At 63.4% G+C, this 19,135-nt stretch carries 19 protein-coding genes and 1 tRNA gene; 8 read left to right on the top strand and 12 right to left on the bottom strand.

The window, feature by feature from the left end; translation table 11 throughout:
• Positions 1-228 precede the first annotated feature (228 nt).
• The 3 genes from GPJ75_RS13485 to GPJ75_RS13475 all read left to right on the top strand — a co-directional run bounded on the left by GPJ75_RS13485 (position 229) and on the right by GPJ75_RS13475 (position 2,390).
• Entirely contained in the window at positions 229-636 is a 408-nt protein-coding gene (locus GPJ75_RS13485) for a lysozyme inhibitor LprI family protein (protein WP_163268852.1), read from the top strand.
• A 111-nt stretch (positions 637-747) separates the two neighbouring features.
• The gene (locus GPJ75_RS13480) at positions 748-1,293 is read left to right on the top strand and encodes a hypothetical protein (protein WP_163268851.1); all 546 of its coding nucleotides are present in this window, start codon (positions 748-750) and stop codon (positions 1,291-1,293) included.
• Positions 1,290-2,390 (top strand): PrsW family intramembrane metalloprotease, encoded by a 1,101-nt coding sequence (locus tag GPJ75_RS13475; RefSeq protein ID WP_163268850.1) that lies wholly within the window; start codon positions 1,290-1,292, stop codon positions 2,388-2,390. Before GPJ75_RS13480 ends, GPJ75_RS13475 begins: the two co-directional genes overlap by 4 nt.
• Positions 2,391-3,087: 697 nt before the next feature.
• Here GPJ75_RS13475 and GPJ75_RS13470 read toward each other — a convergent pair.
• Positions 3,088-3,164, bottom strand: a tRNA-Met gene (locus tag GPJ75_RS13470).
• Between the two features lie 226 nt (positions 3,165-3,390).
• On the opposite strand from GPJ75_RS13470, the gene GPJ75_RS13465 reads away from it, so the two are divergent.
• Positions 3,391-4,344 carry a Gfo/Idh/MocA family protein gene (locus GPJ75_RS13465; RefSeq protein WP_163268849.1) on the top strand — a complete coding sequence of 318 codons (954 nt, stop codon included), beginning with the start codon at positions 3,391-3,393 and terminating at the stop codon, positions 4,342-4,344.
• A gap of 73 nt (positions 4,345-4,417) precedes the next feature.
• On the opposite strand, the gene mnmA is transcribed toward GPJ75_RS13465, so the two are convergent.
• Complete coding sequence (mnmA, locus tag GPJ75_RS13460; RefSeq protein WP_163268848.1) at positions 4,418-5,593, bottom strand: tRNA 2-thiouridine(34) synthase MnmA; 1,176 nt, start codon at positions 5,591-5,593, stop codon at positions 4,418-4,420.
• 248 nt (positions 5,594-5,841) lie between these two features.
• On the opposite strand from mnmA, the gene sciP reads away from it, so the two are divergent.
• Positions 5,842-6,117, top strand: coding sequence for a CtrA inhibitor SciP (sciP, locus tag GPJ75_RS13455; RefSeq protein WP_159587124.1), 276 nt, complete (start codon positions 5,842-5,844; stop codon positions 6,115-6,117).
• Positions 6,118-6,505: 388 nt separating this feature from the next.
• Here the strand turns inward: sciP and GPJ75_RS13450 are convergent, their stop codons facing one another.
• Positions 6,506-6,880, bottom strand: coding sequence for a flagellar export protein FliJ (locus tag GPJ75_RS13450; RefSeq protein WP_163268847.1), 375 nt, complete (start codon positions 6,878-6,880; stop codon positions 6,506-6,508).
• A gap of 451 nt (positions 6,881-7,331) precedes the next feature.
• Between GPJ75_RS13450 and ctrA the strand changes: the two genes are divergently transcribed.
• Complete coding sequence (gene ctrA, locus GPJ75_RS13445; RefSeq protein WP_159587121.1) at positions 7,332-8,027, top strand: response regulator transcription factor CtrA; 696 nt, start codon at positions 7,332-7,334, stop codon at positions 8,025-8,027.
• 130 nt (positions 8,028-8,157) lie between these two features.
• Here the strand turns inward: ctrA and GPJ75_RS13440 are convergent, their stop codons facing one another.
• Together GPJ75_RS13440 and chpT are read right to left on the bottom strand one after the other, a co-directional pair.
• Positions 8,158-8,526 carry a response regulator gene (locus GPJ75_RS13440; RefSeq protein WP_163268846.1) on the bottom strand — a complete coding sequence of 123 codons (369 nt, stop codon included), beginning with the start codon at positions 8,524-8,526 and terminating at the stop codon, positions 8,158-8,160.
• Positions 8,527-8,625: 99 nt separating this feature from the next.
• Positions 8,626-9,255, bottom strand: coding sequence for a histidine phosphotransferase ChpT (chpT, locus tag GPJ75_RS13435; RefSeq protein ID WP_163268845.1), 630 nt, complete (start codon positions 9,253-9,255; stop codon positions 8,626-8,628).
• A gap of 403 nt (positions 9,256-9,658) precedes the next feature.
• Here chpT and GPJ75_RS13430 point away from each other — a divergent pair, with 403 nt between their 5' ends.
• Together GPJ75_RS13430 and GPJ75_RS13425 are read left to right on the top strand one after the other, a co-directional pair.
• Positions 9,659-10,189 (top strand): DUF1134 domain-containing protein, encoded by a 531-nt coding sequence (locus tag GPJ75_RS13430; protein ID WP_425483157.1) that lies wholly within the window; start codon positions 9,659-9,661, stop codon positions 10,187-10,189.
• 100 nt (positions 10,190-10,289) lie between these two features.
• Positions 10,290-11,501 carry a coiled-coil domain-containing protein gene (locus GPJ75_RS13425; protein ID WP_163268843.1) on the top strand — a complete coding sequence of 404 codons (1,212 nt, stop codon included), beginning with the start codon at positions 10,290-10,292 and terminating at the stop codon, positions 11,499-11,501.
• Positions 11,502-11,604: 103 nt separating this feature from the next.
• On the opposite strand, the gene GPJ75_RS13420 is transcribed toward GPJ75_RS13425, so the two are convergent.
• From GPJ75_RS13420 to GPJ75_RS13390, 7 genes are all read right to left on the bottom strand, one after another.
• Positions 11,605-12,414, bottom strand: a complete 810-nt coding sequence (locus GPJ75_RS13420) for a TrmH family RNA methyltransferase (RefSeq protein WP_163268842.1) — start codon at positions 12,412-12,414, stop codon at positions 11,605-11,607.
• A 4-nt stretch (positions 12,415-12,418) separates the two neighbouring features.
• Positions 12,419-13,168 (bottom strand): HugZ family pyridoxamine 5'-phosphate oxidase, encoded by a 750-nt coding sequence (locus GPJ75_RS13415; RefSeq protein ID WP_163268841.1) that lies wholly within the window; start codon positions 13,166-13,168, stop codon positions 12,419-12,421.
• A 14-nt stretch (positions 13,169-13,182) separates the two neighbouring features.
• Entirely contained in the window at positions 13,183-14,340 is a 1,158-nt protein-coding gene (locus tag GPJ75_RS13410) for a CaiB/BaiF CoA transferase family protein (protein WP_163268840.1), read from the bottom strand.
• A 1-nt stretch (position 14,341) separates the two neighbouring features.
• The gene (locus GPJ75_RS13405; protein WP_163268839.1) at positions 14,342-15,103 is read right to left on the bottom strand and encodes a 3-hydroxyacyl-CoA dehydrogenase; all 762 of its coding nucleotides are present in this window, start codon (positions 15,101-15,103) and stop codon (positions 14,342-14,344) included.
• Positions 15,104-15,132: 29 nt separating this feature from the next.
• Positions 15,133-16,812: a formate--tetrahydrofolate ligase gene (locus GPJ75_RS13400; protein WP_163268838.1), complete on the bottom strand. Its 1,680-nt coding sequence runs from the start codon at positions 16,810-16,812 to the stop codon at positions 15,133-15,135.
• A 252-nt stretch (positions 16,813-17,064) separates the two neighbouring features.
• Positions 17,065-18,186, bottom strand: a complete 1,122-nt coding sequence (locus tag GPJ75_RS13395; protein ID WP_163268837.1) for a DUF2333 family protein — start codon at positions 18,184-18,186, stop codon at positions 17,065-17,067.
• A 216-nt stretch (positions 18,187-18,402) separates the two neighbouring features.
• Complete coding sequence (locus GPJ75_RS13390; RefSeq protein ID WP_163268971.1) at positions 18,403-19,035, bottom strand: thymidine kinase; 633 nt, start codon at positions 19,033-19,035, stop codon at positions 18,403-18,405.
• Positions 19,036-19,135 lie beyond the last annotated feature (100 nt).

Raw genomic sequence — 19,135 nt, 5'->3', positions numbered from 1 at the left:
TGCCTGTGAGATACGGTAGGAGATTAGCTGTACGGGGCGAGATGCGAACCGACAGATGAGAGAATGATCAAACGAAATGTAATCCGGCGCGGCCGTGCTGCTGGCGGGCTGCCAGGCCGGCCCCGACCCAAGGGAGCGGCTGACCGTGGCGGAGACGGAAAATTCAGTGGACATTGGCGGGCGTTGGAGCCCCGCAAAACACGCTCATTCTTAATGGGGAGTCAATCGATGAAAACCTTTCTCCTGGCTGCTGCGATGGTTCTGGCCATGCCGACGTTCGCATTTGCGCAAGACAACTGCGACGACGCCGAGGATCAGGCCACCATGAACGAGTGTGCCGACGCTGCGTTCGAGAAATCCGACAAGAAGCTCAACGAGCTCTACAAGCAGATCGAAGCCCGCCTGAAGGACGATGCCGATACCAAAAAGCTTCTCATTCAAGCTCAGCGGGATTGGGTCAAATTTCGCGACGCGGAGTGCGGTTTCCAGACGGCGGGAGCGGCCGGAGGAAGCGTAGTTCCAATGCTCGTTGCGATGTGCATGGATGGCCTGACGCAATCCCGTGTCGAAGATTTCGAGGGCTATCTGAATTGCGAGGAAGGCGATCTGAGCTGCCCCGTCCCGGCAGCGAACTGACACATCCTACGAGTCTCTTGCGGCCCTTGAAGCGCTCTACCCAGCGCGCCACGATCTTGGCTGAAACGCGATCGACACGGGCAGCCGAGGCTTGGTGACAGGGGCAAGGCCGTGAAACTGCGCGCGTTGAAACAGAAAACCTCAGCGGCTTGGTTGAGTGCTGCACTTGTGTGCATTCCGGCCATACCCGTCACTCTGGCTCAACTTGCCCCTCAGCCCGCCTGGGAGCGAACCTCGGACGGCGATTTGGCGACGATCACGTCCGACTCCGGCGCAGCGATTTCATTTGTCCCACCCCGGCACTGGGAGGCACAGCAGACTGCATCAACCGTCACCTTGCGGTCGGGTCATCGGCGAATTGTCGTCGAGATCGTTGATCGCGGTGAGGGCGATCCGAAGGTTGAGGCGGAGCGAATACTGCGCCTCGACCGCATCGGCGGGATCGCCTCCGGATTCGATGGAGGCAGCGTCTCTGTACCCGATTCCGACCTGAGTGGTCCGACCTGCGTACTGGTTGCCACCGAATACACCGGACATTGCGCCGTCCTCTTGGATGATACCGTCATTGTCAGGATCACTTCGATCGGGACTGCCGAAAGACCTGCTGCGCCGATCGACAGCATTATCGCCTCCATCAGCGAAAACTCAGCGTCATGACAGCTCGTTACGATCCCGCACTGATTTACCGACCTTATTCGGCGGTGTTCTGGGTTTATCTCGTAGCCATCGCGATTGGCCTTATCGGCGTGTTTATGGCGTTCGGGTCGGCGATCCAGATAACGCTCCATACCAACCTTTTGCTTATCCCGGTCTGGGCGGTCTTCGTTTTCGTTCTCGCCCGCATCATCCTGCTGTTCGATCCATTTCGTGCGGTGCGCCAGGTGCCACAGGTTCTGGTTGCCGCAGCAGTCCTCGGAGGCACTGCGGCCCTGTTCATGGCGCTGCAGGGCAATGGGGCGATGGAGACCATCATAAGCTGGCTCTTCGGCGCTGACTTCGCTTCCGATTGGTCCGCTGCCCTGAGCGCGCCGATCATCGAGGAGGCAAGCAAGGCAACTTGCGCAGCCGTAATCCTCGTTTTGTGTTGGGACCGAATGAACCGCATAGCCCATGCCCTGATGGTCGGCATGTTCGTCGGACTCGGCTTCGACATTGTCGAGGATCTGACCTATGAAGTGCAGTCGGCGCTCGGCGATCCGGACTCCGATCTTGCCGGAGCCGTGCCTACGCTTATCATTCGAATCCTGACCGGATTTCCGTCCCACTGGTCCTATACGGCGTTGACCTCCGTCGGCGTGCTGCTTCTACTTCCCAGCTTCGCAGGCCGAAGAGAATGGAAGGCGCTTCACCGCTGGGCGACGGCGATTGCCCTTTTCGTGAGCGCGTGGCTCATGCATTTCGTATGGGATAGCCCAACCCCCGAATTCGTTGCCAATGATAGCAAGCTGGGTTTTGCGCTGCTGCTCTTTAAAGTCCTGGTCAATCTGATGATTTTCCTCGCCGCTGTCCTGCTGTTGCTGCGCTATGAGCGCCAATGGTTTGTTGGACGCCTCGCGGAGCTGCATACGTCGGATGGCGTTCTTTCCAAGTTCGATCCCGAAATTCTCAATTCCCTGGAAACCGGAAGGAAGCGCCGCCGGCTGCGAAGAATGGCCAGGAGGACCGGCGGATGGGCAGCGGCAAGGGCTATTGCTAGAAGGCAGCGCCATGCGCTCGATTTGGTTCAGGGTGCTGAACCAGCGGTGCCTCGGTAGCTCATCCTGATGACTGCCTGTTAAGCCGCTCTCAAAAACGACCTACGGCTGCGATCTTCATCGCGGCCGTTTTCATGTCGTCGTTCCTGGCTATGCCGACAAGTTCAATCGGCAGCTTGCGGATCGTCTTGCCTGTGTGAACGCAATTTAGTGAGCCAAGAACATACTCGCAATTTGGTATTGGGGCCTGCTTGGGACAAGATAAACTCACTGTTCGAAGCGGTCGCTATCCAGCATCGCGGATCAGCCAGCACCTTGGTGGCGCGGCGAAAGCTGCGTCGCTGCTTTATCGCGTGGCAACAAAAAAAGCGGGCCGTGAGCCCGCTTGATCTTCGTTCCTGAGACTTCTGCCTGGCGCCGGTACATCCGCGATTTCCAAACTGTCGATCAGGTCAAATTCAACCGCCTTTGGGAAACCTCACCATCCATCTGACAGGACGCTTCGCACCAACCGGCGGCTGATCGCTGCTATATGGCAGTTCGCCAGACGCATTACAAGGGCGTGGAGCGAAAGCTGCGTCGCTGTTTGGTATGCGGATGATTGTAACATCGTGTTGCATGTCTAGTCGCTGCCACCTGTTTCGCTGGCTGCAATTTGTTGATTTCATTGGTTGCGTGCTGCGCCTGCTTGCAACACGAAAAGGCGCCTGATCGGCGCTTTCTATAAGCTAAGCCTTTGTATTTCTTGTCTTTTATTTGGTAGCGGAGGAGGGACTCGAACCCCCGACACAAGGATTATGATTCCTCTGCTCTAACCAACTGAGCTACTCCGCCGCAGGAGGCGCATGGGGCATCGCCGGTGGTGATGGGGCCAGGCGCCTTCGAGGACGGGCGGATATAAGGTTGTGCGCGTGGTGGTGTCAAGCGGCTCTGCTGTTTGCAAAGAAGCATTTCGGCGGAGCGGCTGCGACCCTTCGTCGTGGCCGTCATCGCTCTGCGGGCTTGAGTTGCGGCGCTGGCGCCGATATGTGTCGGCAACGCCAAATCTTGTGACGATTATATGAAGCCGCGAATCGCAGTCCTGGGGTGCGGGTATTGGGGGTCGAACCATATCCGCACGCTTAAGTCGCTTGACGTTCTGAGCGCCGTGTCGGATGCCAATCGGCCACGGGCCGAGGGCTTCGCCAGCGAGCAGGACTGCCGCGTCGTCGATCCGGAAGACCTGTTCGACGACAAGGAAATCGACGCCGTGGTGATGGCGCTGCCGCCGCAGTTCCATGCCGAGTATGCGATGAAGGCCATCGCCGCCGGCAAGGATCTTCTGGTCGAAAAGCCGATCGCGCTGACCGTCGAGGATGCCGAAAGGGCGGTGAACGCCGCGCGCAAGGCGAACCGCATCTACATGGTCGGCCACGTGCTGCGCTTTCACCCAGCCTTCGAGACGCTGAAATCGCTCATCGATGCGGGCGAGCTCGGCGAGGTGCGCTATATCCACTCGCACCGCCTGGGGCTTGGAAAATTCCACACCGAGAACGACGCGCTGTGGGACCTGGCGCCGCATGATCTCTCCATGATCCTGGCGATCACCGGTTCAGCGCCGGTCGAGGTGCGCGGGGAGGGGGCGGCGCTGCTCGATCATTTGAGCGATTTCGCGCATCTACACATGCTTTTCGAGAACGGGCTGAGGAGCCATCTCTTCGCCTCGCGCCTCAACCCCTATCGTGAGCGGCGGCTGACCGTGGTGGGCACCAAGGCGATGGCCGTGTTCGACGATGTCGAGCCCTGGGGGCGCAAGCTCGCCGTCTACCGCCACGCCGTGTGGCAGGACAGCGGCCAGTGGGCCTTCACGACCAACGAGCCGACCTACGTGCCGGTCGAGGAGGGCATGCCGCTGACGCGCGAGCTGGAACACTTCATCGACTGCATCGAGACGCGCAGCGAGCCGCGCACCACGGGCAAGGAGGCGATCGAGGTGCTGCGCATCCTCACCGCCGGCACGGTGTCGCACAACTGAGGGAATATCCGCCGGCCGCCGAAGCGCCAGTGCCACAATCGTATCGCGGATGCCGGCTAAACGTGCCGCGCCCTCAGGCCGGCAGACCTACCAGGCGCGCGAGTTGTGCCTCCGCCTCGGCCCCTCGCTCCGAGCGCTCGATGAAGCCGCCGCCGAAGACGCGCGCTTCCTCCGCATCGTCGGAATAGAGCACGCAGGCCTGGCCCGGCGCTACCCCGGCCTCACCCTCGTGCAACTCCACGAACGTGGTGCCGTTCCGGTGGTAAAGGGTGGCCGGCGCCGGCGGGCGGGTCGAGCGCACCTTCGCGTAGAGATCCATGCCCTCCTCGGGTATCGTCTCCAGCGGCCCATCGCCCAGCCAATTCACCTGGCGCAGGGTGAGCCGTCGCGTCTCCAGCGCCTCGCGCGGGCCGACCACGACGCGCGCCCGTTCGGCGTCGAGATGCACGACATAGAGCGGCTCGCCGGCGGCAATGCCGATGCCGCGGCGCTGGCCGATCGTGTAGCGCAGGATGCCTTCGTGCCGTCCGAGGACGCGGCCGTCGATGTGCACGATCTCACCGGGGCTGGCGGCCTCCGGCTTCAGCTTGGCGATGATGTCGGAATACTTGCCGCGGGGGACGAAGCAGATGTCCTGGCTGTCCTGCTTGGCGGCAACCGACAGACCCATCTCCCCGGCGATCTTGCGTACCTCCGGCTTGGAAAGACCACCCAACGGAAAGCGCAGATAGTCGATCTGCTCCTGCGTCGTGGCGAAGAGGAAATAGCTCTGGTCGCGGTCGGCGTCGACCGGCCGATAGAGCGCCCTGTGCGCGCCGTTGGTCTTCGAGCAGATATAATGGCCGGTGGCCAGCGCGTCCGCGCCAAGGTCGCGGGCGGTCTCCAGAAGGTCGGAGAACTTCACCGTCTGATTGCAGGAAACGCAAGGGATGGGCGTCTCGCCGGACACGTAGCTCTCAGCAAAGGGGTCGATGACGGCCTTGCGGAAGCGCTCTTCGTAGTTGAGCACGTAGTGGGCAATGCCCAGCGTTTCTGCAACGCGGCGCGCGTCATCGATGTCCTGGCCGGCACAGCAGGAGCCGGCCCGGTGGACGGCCGCACCGTGGTCGTAGAGCTGCAGTGTTACGCCGACCACCTCATAGCCTTCATTCGCCAGGATGCCGGCCACGACGGAAGAATCGACGCCGCCCGACATGGCCACGACGACGCGTGTGTCCCTGGGCGCTCCCGGCAGGTCGAGGCTGTTCATCGCTCTCAATTCCGTTCCTGATCACAGGCTACATGGCCCAGGCTAAATGGCAATCCGGCGCGACCGGGTCAAGATGGCTGCCATGCCGCCTCGGCGCATTGCCGGCATTCGAATCAAAATCCGAGCAAATCCCTAACGCCGGATTCACTTGTATTACGCTACTCTTACCACGCGTTTAGGCAATTCTTAAAGCTGCGACGATATCGTCCCAGCGATTGATTGGGTCTTGGTTCAGTGTAGAGAGTACGATGACCGATCTGGTGCGACCGCGCGTGAAATATGTGATTGGGCCTGACGGCAGCCCGCTGACGATAGCCGACCTGCCGCCGTCCAATACGCGCCGCTGGGTCATCCGCCGCAAGGCGGAGGTGGTGGCCGCGGTGCGCGGCGGGCTATTGAGCCTGGAAGAGGCTTGCCAGCGCTACCGCCTGACGGTGGAGGAGTTCCTGTCCTGGCAGGCCTCCATCGATGAGTACGGCCTTCAGGGCCTGCGCACGACGCGCATCCAGCAATACCGTCACTGACCGAGTGTGCAAACACTGGGCGGCTGGCACTCTCAGCCAGCCGATCGGTGGTGTGAGCTCGGGCTAATCTTGGATCAGTTCCGCTGCTTTCTCCCTTGGCAAGGCGACTGCCACGTTTCGGGTTGAAACGGCCTTACGAAGCTCTCTTTCGTCTATTGGAGGGGAGCGGTGTGATGCTTTTCAGCTTGATGACGAACTGGACGCCGCATTTTGCAGCCGTAATAACGCGTGTGCTCGCGTTGACCGATAGTCACCAAGGGCAGCTTTCGATTGCATTGGTGATCGGGAAAGCCTGCCGCTACAGCGTCGCGCGCCCATTTTGGGCGCGGAAGGACGTCCTAACTCTTTGAATCTGAGGCTGTAGCCGGCCAGGCTCGCCGGTCCTGTCTCAACCCGTCAGCGCGTGTGCGCCCTCGTCGCCGCCGCGCTGCTTGCCGTCGCGCGATTCCAGCGCTTCGGCTTTTCTGAGCTCGGCTTCGGTCTCGGCCAGTTCGTCCTCGGCCTGCTCCTTTTGCTGGGCGAGCTCGGCCTGGGAGGTGCGCAGGTTATCGCGGCGCAGCCGCGCCGCCTTTGCGAAGGTGGGGTAGGCGAAGTGGTTCTGGTCGGTAATGCCGGCCTTTGCTTCCTCGGAGGCAACCTGTGCCTCCAGCTCGTCCGCCATGCGGTTGAACTCCGCGATCATGGCATCGAGCTGGGCGATACGGCGGCGTTTTTCGTTCACCTGAAACTGCTTCAGCCGGACGAGGTTCGTACGTGACTTCATCTCCAGACTCCCAGAAAACGCGGCCCCATACTGCAAATCCGTCACCGGCCAACGTCGTGTCTTTTATGCCCATCAGCCCCGATCCCGCCGATCTTGGAAAACAAAACCCTAAGAATCGCGGCCGACGGTAACCATTCGTTTACGGGCGTTGTTAATCATAAGGCGCAGGACTTAAGGCGCGGTAAAGACGCGCACGGGATCAAGGGTTCATCGCCCGCCTTCCGGGTTCCGCGTTCGATGTGAGAAGGCGGCTGGAGCAGGAAAATGGGCAGGCGCGATTCCGTATTTGGATTCAACAGTGTGACTGGGAAAGCTGAAAGGCGATCTTAGCACTTGCAAGGACGAATCAGATTTTGTTAACCATTAAATGGCAGCTTCCGATTCAAGGCATCACTGCTGCGGTGCCCGGATGTCTGCCAGACCCGGTTCGGCGGCGGAAAGGGGACAGGAAATGCGCGTTCTGCTGATTGAAGACGATAGTGCGACCGCACAAAGCATCGAATTGATGCTGAAATCGGAAAGCTTCAACGTCTATACGACCGACCTCGGCGAGGAGGGCGTCGATCTCGGCAAGCTTTACGACTACGACATAATCCTTCTCGACCTCAATCTGCCCGACATGTCGGGTTACGAGGTGCTCAGGACGCTGCGCCTTTCCAAGGTCAAGACGCCGATCCTCATCCTGTCGGGCATGGCCGGCATCGAGGACAAGGTAAGGGGGCTCGGCTTTGGTGCCGACGATTACATGACCAAGCCGTTCCATAAGGACGAGCTGGTTGCCCGCATCCACGCTATCGTGCGCCGCTCCAAGGGACACGCCCAGTCGATCATCACCACCGGAGACCTTGTGGTGAACCTGGACGCCAAGACCGTCGAGGTCGCCGGCCAGCGCGTACATCTGACGGGCAAGGAATACCAGATGCTGGAGCTGCTTTCCTTGCGGAAGGGCACTACACTGACCAAGGAAATGTTCCTCAACCATCTATATGGCGGCATGGACGAGCCGGAATTGAAGATTATCGACGTCTTCATCTGCAAGCTGCGCAAGAAGCTCGACACCGCATCCGGCGGCCAGAACTACATCGAGACCGTGTGGGGCCGCGGCTATGTGCTGCGCGAGCCCGAGGAAATCCGCGAAAGCGCCTGATCGGCGATGCGCGTTCCCCGAAAAGACCCGGCTTAGGCCGGGTTTTTTATTGGCCGGCCTTCGACAGGACACAGAATTGAGGAGGCACGAAGGGCGGCATTCGAGCCGGACCCCGGTAACACGCAGCGCCCTATGCCGCCACGTCGAACTCGCGAAAACTTTCCAGAAGCTGGGCGCGGGTGAAGGGTTTCAGGATGAACCCCCTGGCGCCGGCCCGCTTGGCGCGCATGATGCGGCCGACGTCGAACTGGCTGATGCACAATACGATGTGCGGCTTGGCCCCGGGATCGAGCGCCACAAGCCGCCGGATGAGGTCGGCCGAATCCATGTCGGGCAAAAGGCCGTCAACGATCATGATCTCCGGCATCTCATGCCGGCAGATGTCGATAGCCTCGTGGGCGGTGGCGGCTTCCCCGACCAGCATATCGGGGCCGGCAAGAATGCGCTTGGCGACCCTGCGGATCACGCTCGAGTCGTCGACGATCAAACAGCGCTTCATCCTTCCGTTCCCTTCAAACCGGCCGTGGCCGCAACCCCCGGGAGCGTATGGTAACGAAGCCTGGTAAATTCGTCGCAAACGGGCTTGGTAAATTGTTCGCTAATTTGCCGTCAGCACGATCTCTTCGGCGGAAGCATGGATGGAGACGCTCATGCCGGTCTCGCGGGCAAGCAGCAGCGTATAGTAGTACTGCACGCTGTGCGCGTCGATTGGTTCCTCGGGCGGCTGGGCCGAATGCAGTTCGAGGAATTTCGGCGGTACACGCATCATGGGCCCGTGTGCGGCGACCGTGAACTTCGGCGCCGTCTCGACATCCTCGAGCCGCACCGTCAGCTTGCCGCCGCGCGGAATGGCCGTGTTGGCCACCAGGACCAGGTTCAGAAGCAGCTTCACCTTGTTCTTGGGCAACAGCGCCCGTCCGCCGATCCATTCCAGCTCCGGCTTTTCATTGTGGATGAAAGCCATGGCGACGGTCTGCGCATCGCCGGTGTCGATCTGCATGCCCGCCGAACCTGCCGCGCCGAAGGCGATGCGGGCGAACTGCAGGCGCGCAGAGGCATTCCTGGCGCTGGTACGGATGAGCTGCATCGCATCCTCGTCCGCGCCCCCTTCGTCCAGAAGCTCCAGGCCGTTGCTGATCGCCCCCACCGGCGAGATGATGTCGTGGCACACGCGGCTGCATAGCAACGCAGCCAGATCGGTTGCACTCAGCGAGAGAATGTCATTCATCTTTGAACCGTTCCCAGTCAAAATTTCCCAATCCCTGGTGGTGCGATCCTGACAGATGGGTACCCATCTGTTCGGGGTAGACCACAAGCGCGCGAAACCGGCCCCAAGCCTGCGAATCGCCATATCGACAAACGCAACTGTCGTTACACATCGCGGGCTGGCCGGCAACAAAGCGCAGCTATATCCAGCGCGGCAATACCCCCTTTAAACGTACCATGGCGGTGCCGATTTTTGGCGTCAGCTTAATGGTTGAAAAAGGATTACGGATTATCTTCCAATTTTCGTAAGAGGCAGCCAAGCCGCACGGACCTCGAGCTGCTGTCGCTTCGCAATGGAGATGAAACCGATGCTAACCAGCCTCTTTAGCCGCGCCAAGGCGCGCCTTGCCGTCGTGGCGCTGGCGATGCTGGGCGCGGCGATCCTCTTGTCCGCGCCCTCCGCTCACGCCCAGAACGGCTATACGATGGACGAGATCATCGACGCCGGAAGCAATTTCTTCGGCACCACCACGGGTGGCCTGGCGACGGTGGTGGAAAAGGTCTTTTCCACCTACGGGCTGCCTAACGGCTACGTGCTGGGCGAGGAGGGATCTGGCGCCCTCATCGGCGGCCTCACCTACGGCGAGGGCACGCTCTACACCAAGAATGCCGGCGATCACCCGACCTATTGGCAGGGACCGTCCATCGGCTGGGACTTCGGCGGCCAGGGCTCGCGTGTCATGGTTCTGGTCTACAATCTCAACGACGTGGGCGAGCTCTATCGGCGCTATGCGGGCGTTGCCGGCTCCGCCTATCTCGTCGCCGGCCTGGGTTTCAACGTGCTCAAGAACGGCCCCGTGCTCATCGTGCCGATCCGCACCGGCGTCGGCGCCCGGTTGGGCGTCAATCTCGGTTATTTGAAGATGACCCAACGGCCGACTTGGAATCCTTTCTGAGGCGGACTGGCGGGCAAACCGGCAAATCCGTCGGGGCACTGGATTTGCCTCTGCCCGCCGTGGCACAGTAGCGGCCGACAATCGCCGACGGATATGCCCTGTGATTCAGACCGTTCTGTCATTCATTCTCGGTTTCCTCGCTGCTGCCGCGCTGGCTCTAGCGGTGGCTCCGGCGCTATGGCGGCGTGCGGGCGTGCTCACGCGCAAGCGTATCGAAGCCTCGATGCCGCTGTCGCGCGAGGAGCTGCAAGCCGAGATCGACGCCGTCAGGGCCGAGTATGCCATGACGACGCGGCGGCTGGAGATGAAGGCGGAAGCCATCAAGAAAAAGGCCGCCCAGGATCTGGTGGAGATCAACGCCCAGCGCGAAGAAGCGAGGCGGCTTGGCGAAGAGTGCGCCGCGCGCGAGGAGGCCCTGGCCGCCGTGCAGGCGCGGCACGACGATATCGCCAGGCAGCTTTCCGAGCGTGAGGCGGAGCTGAAGGCATTGTCGGTGAAGCTGCCGGCGGCCGAGACGAGCCTGGCCGAGCGGAAGGCGGAGGTCGAGGAGCTTTCGCGCCTCTACGAGGAGTCGAGCCTTATCGCCAGCAGCCATCAGGTCGAGCTGGTGGCGCGCGAAGCCGACATCGAGCGGCTCAATGACACGATCACGCGCTTGCGCAACGAGGCCAAGGAGGCCGACCGGGCAAGACGTGCGGCTACCTCCGAGAAGACCAAGGTGGAGGAGGCCCTGAACGTCGCGCGCAAGCGTTCCGGGGAACTGGAGCACAAGCTCGAGCGTATGATGACCGACCTGTCGACGCGCGACGAACGGCTGGAGCGGCAGGAAAAGGAGATCGCGCGCCTGAAGCGCAAGATCAGGGAAGCCGCCGGCGGCGACAGCGGTTCGAGTCCGATCGTTGACGCGGAAGAGGCAAAGGCGCGGCTGGAGATGCAGGTGGCTGATCTTTCACTGCAACTCTCGACCCTACTGGCTCAGGAAGGCGGGGAAGGAGGTGAGATGTCTACAGCCAGGAAATCGGAGGTGGAACGGCTGCAGTCGCGGCTTGCCGCCTTGATGCGAGAGAACAAGAAGCTGCGAGCGGCGATCGCCGCTGCAGAAGAAGGGCCGGGCGACGACGCCCTGCGCGAGCAGATTTCCGGCTTGGCGGCGGAAGTGGTGAATATGGCCGCCGCCCTCGAAGGCCCCGGCTCGCCCATCGAAAAGGCGCTTTCGGAGCCGCCGCCGGCCCCACCCGCCGACGAGATTCGCCCGCCAAGCTTGGCCGATCGCGTCCGCACCCTCCGCGAGGGCTCGGCGCCGGCGGAGTAAAGCAGTTCCAGGAAAAGTGGAAACCGGTTTTCCGTCCGGAGTTGCGACAAACAACGAGTTAGACCATTTCATCGAGTCTATGAAACGATGAATGGTCCAGGTTCTACGCCTCTTCCCGCCAAAGCCGGTGCAGCGCGATGGCCGATACGGCGGCCACGTTCAGGCTGTCGAAGTCTTCGCGCATGCTGATGCGCACCGAGGGCACGCGGTCGAGCAGCGTTGCCGGCAGTCCCGGCCCTTCCGCGCCAAGCAGGAGGGCGGTGCGCGGTGCCCGCTTCACGGCGTCTATCTCCCTGGTCCCCCCGGGGCTTAAAGCGAGAACCTCGAAATCGTGCTCCGAGAGTGCTTCGACAAGCGCCTCAGCGCTGTCGCCCCGCGCAAAGGGCACCTTGAGCGCGGCACCCACCGAAACGCGGATCGCCTTGCGGTAGAGCGGGTCGCAGCAGTCGGCGTCCATCAGCACAGCGTCGGCGCCGAAGGCAGCCGCGTTGCGGAGGATCGCGCCCATGTTGTCGTGGTTGGCGATGCCCGAAAGCGCCACGACCAGTGCCCGCTCCGGCAGGCGGGCGATAAGCGCTTCCGCACTCGCTTCCTCTCCGCGTTTGCCGATGGCCAACACACCGCGATGCATGGGAAAGCCGGCAATGGCGTCCATCACCGCACCACCCGCCACGTAGACCGGCACGTCCTGCGGCACGCGGTCGATGAGTTCGCCCATCCCGGCCACCCGGTTCTCGCGCAGAAGCACGGACTCGGCTTTGAAGCGGGCGGTGGAGAAGAGCACGTTCAGCACCACCTTGCCCTCGGCGATGAACCGGCGCTCGCGGCCGACGAGATCGCGCTCGCGGATATCGCGGTAGGCGGAAATCCGCGGGTCTTGCGGGTCGTCTATGGGGATGAGCTCGCGGGACATGGCCTCAGCCGCCACGCGCCTTCTTCGCCATCGCAACCAGCACCGGCCGCATCTCGGAGGCGTCCTTCAGGGGGGCGTCGAAGAAGACGCGCCGCGCTTCGTCGCCCTTGGCAAGGTCAATGCCTTCCGGGTCGATGCCCGTCAGCACCCAGTTCCCCGCCTCGGCGCCGGCGAACGCCGTCGCGTAGTTCTCCACCGCGTCCGCGTGGTCCTCGTTCATGTGCTCGACGGCCCTTTGCTCGATCTCCAGAAGCGCGGCCGAGACGGTGCCCTCGGCCAGAAGCTCCTCGCGCTTCAGCTTGTAGGCGCGGGCGAAGCCGCCGTTGAGGAGCCCGCCCTCCGGCTCCAGCCGGAAGAAGGAGAAATCCGCGAAGCCGGCATACAGCTTCGCCTTCGGATGTCGGTTGAGATACCGCCGCTCCGCATGTGCCGCACCGATCGTGCCGCGCTCCAGCCTCTCCGCCCGCGCCTTCAGCGTCAGGCGCGGGTGGGCGAGCGGGTCGCCCTTGCCGGGCTCGCCAACCAACAGCGAACAGCGCGGGTCCGCCGCAAGTGCCGCCGTGTGGGCCGACAGCGCGGAGACGAGGATCAGCGGCGCCCCGTCCATATCGGTCGCAACCGCCACCCGCGTTGCCAGTGGCGCGCCGTCCGCGTCGAGCGTGGCCAGCGCGCCGAAGCGGGCGGTGCGCAGAAGCGTCTTCGCCAGCCGGATCGCCTCCGCGTCCGTTTCAAGAAATGGATCGGCCTTCGCCATAGCCCGTGCTCCTTCTAGACGGAGCCTTCTCCGATAACGCCTGCCGCTTCAAGGGTTTTCCGCTCCTCGTCGGAAATGCCGAAACGAGAAAGCGACACGGCGGGCTCCGCCGGTCCCGCCCGCTGCGAATGCGTGCGTGCGAAGCGTGGCGTCGGGGCAGGGCGGGTGAAGCCGTCCCGCGTCTGATGCACCGCCCGGGCGCGGTTGTACGGATGCTCCGTCGCCTCTCTCAGTGAGAGCACCGGCGCCACGCATGCATCCGTCGCCTCGAACAGCGCCGCCCACGCGTCGCGGCTTTTCTCGCGGAAGCGCGCCGCGATGGCCGCCCGCATCTCCGGCCACAGCGCGCGGTCGTACTGCCCCTCGACAAACCGCCCCTCCAGCGGCAGGAGCCGTGCGAATTCGGCAAAGAACTGCGGCTCCAGGCAGGCGACGGCGACATGGCCGCCATCCGCCGTCTCGTAGGTATCGTAGAACGGCGCGCCGCCGTCGAGCAGGTTCTGGCCGCGCCCTTCGTGCCAGAACCCCGCCGCCATGAAGCCGAAGAAGGGCGCTGACAGCATCGACGCCCCGTCGACCATTGCCGCGTCCACCACCTGCCCCTTGCCCGAGCGTTCCCGCTCGAAAAGGGCGGCCAGCACACCAGTAAGGAGAAACATGGTGCCGCCGCCATAGTCGCCGACAAGGTTGAGCGGCGGCAGGGGCTTGCCGCCCTTCGGCCCGATCATCGAAAGGACGCCCGACCAGGCGAGGTAGGTGAGGTCGTGGCCAGCGCGGGCGCTGAGCGGCCCATCCTGGCCGAAGCCGGTCATGCGGCCGTAGACGAGCCGTGGATTGCGCTTCAGCGCCACCTCCGGCCCGGCTCCCAGCCGTTCCATAACGCCCGGGCGAAACCCCTCCAGAAGCACGTCCACACCCACCACGAGCCGCAGCAGCAGCGCGCAGCCCTCCGGGCTTTTGAGATCGAGCTTCAGGAACTTCCGGCCATGGCGTTCGAGATCGTATTCGCGCGGCGCGTCGAGGAAGGCGCGGCCGGCGTTCTTGCGCTCGACGCGCAGCACGTCCGCGCCCATCTCCGCCAGCATCAGGCCGGCCAGCGGCACCGGCCCAAGCCCCGCCATCTCGATAACCGTCAGGCCGGAAAGGGGGCCGCTTCCGCCGGCGCTGCCCATCCTATCGCGGCGCCATCCGTATGGCGCCGTCGAGCCTGATCGTCTCGCCGTTCAGCATCTGGTTCTCCACGATGTGGCAGGCAAGCGCTGCATATTCGGAAGGCTCGCCCAGCCGTGGCGGGAAGGGCACCTGCTGCCCGAGCGATGCCTGCGCGTCTTCCGGCAGACCGGCCAGCATCGGCGTCTTGAAGATGCCGGGCGCGATGGTGCACACGCGGATGCCTGCGCGGGCGAGGTCGCGCGCGACAGGCAGCGTCATGCCGACGATGCCGCCCTTCGAGGCCGAATAGGCGGCCTGGCCGATCTGCCCGTCAAAGGCGGCGACGGACGCCGTGTTGACGATCACGCCGCGCTCGTCGCCCGCGAGGGGCTCAAGCTCCTGCGCCTGAGCGGCGAAGAGGCGGATCATGTTGAAGGAACCGATAAGGTTGACCTCGATCACTCTGCGGTAGAGGTCGAGCGGATGCGGTCCCTCCTTGCCCACCGTCTTCATGGCGACGGCAATGCCGGCGCAGTTGACCAGGATGCGCGGGCTGCCGAGCTTCTCCGTGACCGCGGCAATCGCCGCCTCGCCGTCCTCCGCACTCGTCACGTCGCATTTGACCGCCAACCCGCCGATCTCTCCGGCCACCTTTTCCGCCTGTTCCATGCCGACATCGGCAAGCGCCACCTTGGCGCCTCTTTCCGCCAGCGCCCTGGCCGTCGCCTCGCCAAGGCCCGAACCGCCGCCCGTGACGAGCGCGGTGATGCCGGATGGATTCATGAATTGCCTCCCTTGGATTGCGGCTGTCCCTAGAACAGCCCTTCGATATAGCCTTGCTCGTTAAGGAATATCTTCTCCGCCGATGGCGTGCGGGGCAAGCCCGGCATGGTCATGATCTCACCGCAGATGGCGACGATGAAGCCCGCGCCCGCTGAAAGCCGCACCTCGCGCACCGGCACCACATGCCCCGTCGGCGCGCCGCGCAGGTTGGGATCGGTCGAGAAGGAGTACTGGGTCTTCGCCATGCAGACGGGCAAGTTGCCGTAGCCCTGATCCTCCCACTGTTTGAGCTGGGCGCGCACGGATTTGTCGGCGATCGCCTCCGAGCCGCGATAGATGCGCTTGACGATGGTGTCGATCTTCTCGAAGAGCGGCATGTCCTCGCGGTAGAGCGGGGCGAATTGCGAGGTGCCGCCCTCGGCGAGCGCCACCACCTTGCGCGCCAGTTCCTCGATGCCGGCGGAGCCCTCGGCCCAGTGCCGGCACAGCACCGCCTCCTCGCCCTCAGCCGCCACATACGCCTTTACCGCCGCGATCTCCGCCTCGGTGTCGGTATGGAAATGGTTGATGGCGACGATGGCCGGCACGCCGAACTGCTTCACGTTCTCGATGTGGCGGCCGAGATTGGCGCAGCCCTTCGTCACCGCCTCGACATCCTCCGCGCCCAGTTCCTCCTTCTTCACCCCGCCGTTCATCTTCAGTGCCCGTATGGTGGCGACGATGACGGCGGCCGAGGGCTTGAGGCCGGCCTTGCGGCACTTGATGTCGAAGAATTTTTCCGCGCCGAGGTCGGCGCCGAAGCCGGCCTCCGTCACCACGTAGTCGGCCAGCTTCAAGGCCGTCGTGGTGGCCATGACGGAGTTGCAGCCATGCGCGATGTTGGCGAACGGCCCGCCGTGGACGAAGGCCGGATTGTTCTCCAGCGTTTGCACGAGGTTGGGCTGAAGCGCATCCTTCAGGAGCACGGCCATTGCGCCGTCCGCCTTGATATCGCGGGCGAAGACCGGGCTCTTGTCGCGGCGGTAGCCGATGATGATGTCGCCGAGCCGCTTTTCGAGATCATGCAAGTCGGTGGCAAGGCACAGGATGGCCATCACCTCCGAAGCGACGGTGATGTCGAAGCCGGTTTCGCGCGGAAAGCCGTTGGCGACGCCACCCAGCGAGACGACGATCTGGCGCAGTGCCCGGTCGTTCATGTCCATGACGCGGCGCCAGGCGACGCGGCGGGTGTCGATGTTCTCCGCGTTGCCCCAGTAAATGTGGTTGTCGATGAGGGCGGACAGAAGATTGTGGGCCGAGGTGATGGCGTGGAAATCGCCGGTGAAATGCAGGTTCATGTCCTCCATGGGTACAACCTGCGCATAGCCGCCGCCGGCAGCTCCCCCTTTCATGCCGAAGCAAGGGCCGAGAGAGGCTTCGCGGATGCACACGGCGGTCTTCTTGCCGATGCGGTTGAGGCCGTCGCCGAGGCCGACGGTGGTCGTCGTCTTGCCTTCGCCGGCAGGCGTGGGGTTGATCGCCGTCACGAGGATCAGCTTGCCGTCGCCATTCCCCCGCGCCCCGGCGATGAACTCGGCCGAGATCTTCGCCTTGTCATGGCCATAGGGCAAAAGGTGCTCGGGCGGGATACCGAGCCTTTCGCCGATCTCCTGGATCGGCTTCTTCCTCGCCGCGCGCGCGATTTCGATATCGGACTTCACCTCGGCCATGCGTCTCCTCCTCGATTGCCGTCGGCTGCGATGTGCCTGCCACACCTGACGGTTTCAGGCAATAAGGGCCCGCAAGGCTGCTCCGTGCCATCCCGAAAAAGGCGGATAATGCGCGAAATGCGACAGGGTGCGAGGGAGTAGCGAATAGTGAGTAGTGGGCAGCGGGAATGCAGGCGTTTCCTTCGCAACGCAAGCACGGCAGCGCCGTTCCTACTCACTACGCACTATTCACCACTCACCACTCCCTCACTGTCACCGATCCAGCACCTGCCTCAACTCTACCAGGTTCGACCGCACCCGCAGGATATAGAACCCCATGGTCGCCAGATGCGTGGGCATGATCCAGCCGGCCTCGCGGCCGTTGGAGATGATGAAAGGGGTGATGTTAAGGGCTGCGCGGAGCTGGTTCTCCGTTGTGTCCCACAGCGAGCCCAGCGAGCGTTGCGCCACGACATCCTCGAAATCCGCGCGTGCCGCGTGAAGAAGGCCGTAATAGCCGTAGAGCTGGCCGTAGGCGAACCAGAAGCGGTCGTCGGCGCGCGTGTCGAACCAGCCGCTGTTATAATTCTCCGAGCGCTCACGCAGGATAGCCGAGGTGGAGCCGATATCGTTGGCAATGCGGTCGAGGAACTGGATGAGATTGTCGGCGCGCGCGTCGAACACGGCGTCGCAGGCCTCCAGCCGGTCGTTGAAGGCGCGCAGCGAGGTGATCGCGGTGCGGTAGAAGCCTGGTGTCGGCGTCTTCGGGCCGAACGGGGAAAGCCCGAAATACCAGGCGTCCTCCGAGAACTGGATGCTCTCGCGCGCCTTTTGCAGGTCGCCGTCGATCTGCGAGGTGCCGCGCACACGGCCGAGCGCGTCGACCAGCTCCACCGAGGTGCGCCGCACCGCCTGGTTGACGCCGCGCTGGAAGGAGGCCTTGTTGTCGAAGAAGGGCGTGTCGTCCCAGTCGAGGCCGAAGAAGCCGAGCTTGTAGAGAAGCATGGAGGAAATCCACGCGTTCTGGTTGACGTTGATATCGGTGAGGTCGGCGGCGACGTCGGCGATGGCCGAGCGGCCGCATGTGCGCGGTCCCTCCTCGCCGGTCGCGGCCACCGGCTCGCCGGCCGACACGCCTCGGTTCGTCAGATCATAGGCCTGAACGTAATCGCGGTCGAAGCCGGTCCACACCTGGGTCTGCCAGAAGAAATAGGCGTAAAGCCCGATGAAAAGGACAACGACGGCGCCCACCACGGCGCGCACGATCCACCCCCGGTGCTTGTACCAGCGGCCGAGCGCCACGAACGGCCAGGCAAGCCACGCCAAGAGGTGGCCGATGCCGCGGCCGAGCGCGGCGAATACACGGGTAAAGAAATCGACGATCGAACCGGACACCAAGCGCCTCCCTCAGGCGAAACCGCAGAGACGCCTCAGAAGCGCCAAGTGCGTTGAGATAAGCACTTTTCGGTGCTTCCACAACCTGGCGGTCCGACCCAAACGGAAAGTACCGTCCGCTTGGAAAAGCCGGCTCACAAGCAAATTACCTGGTGGGGCGATTTGCCCTGACAGATGGGTACCTCTGTCCGGATCGCGCCACTGGGCCGCCCGCCGCTATTCCGCCCCGGCAAAGCCGATAAGGTCCTCCGCCCGCCAGCGGCCCATCTCCTCCTCCCAATGCCTGCGGCACAGCGACACGTATACGTCCTTGCCGATGGCCACCTGCTCGCCCTTTTTGGCCACCTTGCCGTCGGGACCCAGCCGCACGACCATGGTCGCCTTGCGGCCGCAGCGGCAGATGGTGCGCACCTCGCGCAGCTCGTCGGCGATCGCCAGAAGCGCGCGCGAGCCGGTGAAGAGCTTGCCCTGGAAATCGGTGCGCAGGCCGTAGCACATGACGGGGATGTCGAGCCGGTCGGCGATGCGCGCAAGCTGCCAAACCTGTTCTTCGGCCAGGAACTGCGCCTCGTCGACGAAGACGCAATGGGTGGTGGTGTGCCGGTGATGCTCGGCTACGCGCGCGAAGAGGTCGTCGCCATCGCTGAACATCTCGGCATCCGCCTCCAGCCCGATGCGCGAGGCGATGTAGCCGGCACCGTCCTTATGGTAGTGGCTGGCCTTGCGGTAATGGCCGGCGACGAACAGCATGGTCGACATGCCGCGCTCCCGGTAGTTGTAGGAGGCCTGCAGGAGCATGGTGGTCTTGCCGGCATTCATCGTCGCGTAGTGGAAATAGAGCTTGGCCATCGTCTTCGCCGTTCCGGTCCGTTTGCCTGATAGCAGCATCAGGGGCTCGTGAAACGCCGCGGCGACGGTCTTCCACCGGAATGGCGCCACGGCGGCCGGG

Origin of the sequence: Chelativorans alearensis (assembly GCF_010993735.1) — a bacterium.
Classification (GTDB): domain Bacteria; phylum Pseudomonadota; class Alphaproteobacteria; order Rhizobiales; family Rhizobiaceae; genus Chelativorans; species Chelativorans alearense.
This window is presented reverse-complemented; position numbering and strand designations above follow the sequence as displayed.

What these genes read in the sequence shown, in the direction of transcription:
- GPJ75_RS13485 (WP_163268852.1), top strand. Translation starts at nt 229, where the DNA reads ATGAAAACCTTTCTCCTGGCTGCTGCGATGGTTCTGGCCATGCCGACG.
- GPJ75_RS13475 (WP_163268850.1), top strand. Translation starts at nt 1,290, where the DNA reads ATGACAGCTCGTTACGATCCCGCACTGATTTACCGACCTTATTCGGCG.
- GPJ75_RS13465 (WP_163268849.1), top strand. Translation starts at nt 3,391, where the DNA reads ATGAAGCCGCGAATCGCAGTCCTGGGGTGCGGGTATTGGGGGTCGAAC.
- mnmA (WP_163268848.1), bottom strand. Translation starts at nt 5,593, where the DNA reads ATGAACAGCCTCGACCTGCCGGGAGCGCCCAGGGACACACGCGTCGTC.
- sciP (WP_159587124.1), top strand. Translation starts at nt 5,842, where the DNA reads ATGACCGATCTGGTGCGACCGCGCGTGAAATATGTGATTGGGCCTGAC.
- GPJ75_RS13450 (WP_163268847.1), bottom strand. Translation starts at nt 6,880, where the DNA reads ATGAAGTCACGTACGAACCTCGTCCGGCTGAAGCAGTTTCAGGTGAAC.
- ctrA (WP_159587121.1), top strand. Translation starts at nt 7,332, where the DNA reads ATGCGCGTTCTGCTGATTGAAGACGATAGTGCGACCGCACAAAGCATC.
- GPJ75_RS13440 (WP_163268846.1), bottom strand. Translation starts at nt 8,526, where the DNA reads ATGAAGCGCTGTTTGATCGTCGACGACTCGAGCGTGATCCGCAGGGTC.
- chpT (WP_163268845.1), bottom strand. Translation starts at nt 9,255, where the DNA reads ATGAATGACATTCTCTCGCTGAGTGCAACCGATCTGGCTGCGTTGCTA.
- GPJ75_RS13430 (WP_425483157.1), top strand. Translation starts at nt 9,659, where the DNA reads ATGCTGGGCGCGGCGATCCTCTTGTCCGCGCCCTCCGCTCACGCCCAG.
- GPJ75_RS13420 (WP_163268842.1), bottom strand. Translation starts at nt 12,414, where the DNA reads ATGTCCCGCGAGCTCATCCCCATAGACGACCCGCAAGACCCGCGGATT.
- GPJ75_RS13415 (WP_163268841.1), bottom strand. Translation starts at nt 13,168, where the DNA reads ATGGCGAAGGCCGATCCATTTCTTGAAACGGACGCGGAGGCGATCCGG.
- GPJ75_RS13410 (WP_163268840.1), bottom strand. Translation starts at nt 14,340, where the DNA reads ATGGGCAGCGCCGGCGGAAGCGGCCCCCTTTCCGGCCTGACGGTTATC.
- GPJ75_RS13405 (WP_163268839.1), bottom strand. Translation starts at nt 15,103, where the DNA reads ATGAATCCATCCGGCATCACCGCGCTCGTCACGGGCGGCGGTTCGGGC.
- GPJ75_RS13400 (WP_163268838.1), bottom strand. Translation starts at nt 16,812, where the DNA reads ATGGCCGAGGTGAAGTCCGATATCGAAATCGCGCGCGCGGCGAGGAAG.
- GPJ75_RS13390 (WP_163268971.1), bottom strand. Translation starts at nt 19,035, where the DNA reads ATGGCCAAGCTCTATTTCCACTACGCGACGATGAATGCCGGCAAGACC.